General features: G+C 53.7%; 1 protein-coding gene. It reads left to right on the top strand.

Annotated features, from left to right (window positions below; all coding sequences use genetic code 11):
• Positions 1-905: elongation factor Tu (tuf, locus tag ACJ8IJ_RS23875; protein WP_071609036.1), on the top strand; the 905-nt coding region annotated here is incomplete at both ends.

The following is a 905-nucleotide window of genomic DNA, read 5'->3' as shown; positions in this document are numbered from 1 at the left end:
ACCGTACTGGCTAAAACCTACGGCGGTTCTGCACGTGCTTTCGACCAGATCGATAACGCGCCAGAAGAAAAAGCTCGTGGTATCACCATCAACACCTCCCACGTTGAGTATGACACCCCGACTCGTCACTACGCGCACGTTGACTGCCCAGGGCACGCCGACTACGTGAAAAACATGATCACCGGTGCTGCTCAGATGGACGGCGCGATCCTGGTAGTAGCTGCGACTGACGGCCCAATGCCTCAGACTCGTGAGCACATCCTGCTGGGTCGTCAGGTTGGCGTTCCTTTCATCATCGTATTCATGAACAAATGCGACATGGTTGATGATGAAGAGCTGCTGGAACTGGTAGAAATGGAAGTTCGCGAACTGCTGTCCGCTTACGACTTCCCAGGCGACGACCTGCCAGTAATCCGCGGTTCCGCGCTGAAAGCGCTGGAAGGCGAAGCTGAGTGGGAAGCGAAAATCATCGAACTGGCCGAAGCCCTGGACAGCTACATCCCAGAGCCAGAGCGTGCTATCGACAAGCCGTTCCTGCTGCCAATCGAAGACGTATTCTCCATCTCCGGTCGTGGTACCGTTGTTACCGGTCGTGTTGAGCGCGGTATCATCAAAGTTGGCGAAGAAGTTGAAATCGTTGGTATCAAAGACACCGTTAAGTCTACCTGTACTGGCGTTGAAATGTTCCGCAAACTGCTGGACGAAGGCCGTGCTGGTGAGAACGTAGGTGTTCTGCTGCGTGGTATCAAACGTGAAGAAATCGAACGTGGTCAGGTACTGGCTAAGCCAGGCTCCATCAAGCCACACACCCAGTTCGAATCTGAAGTGTACATCCTGAGCAAAGATGAAGGTGGTCGTCACACGCCATTCTTCAAAGGCTACCGTCCACAGTTCTACTTCCGTAC

Origin of the sequence: Serratia sp. CY40230 (assembly GCF_052168835.1) — a bacterium.
Lineage (GTDB): Bacteria > Pseudomonadota > Gammaproteobacteria > Enterobacterales > Enterobacteriaceae > Serratia > Serratia nematodiphila.
Note: the sequence above shows the minus strand (reverse complement) of the source record. Positions and strands in the feature narration are given on the sequence as shown.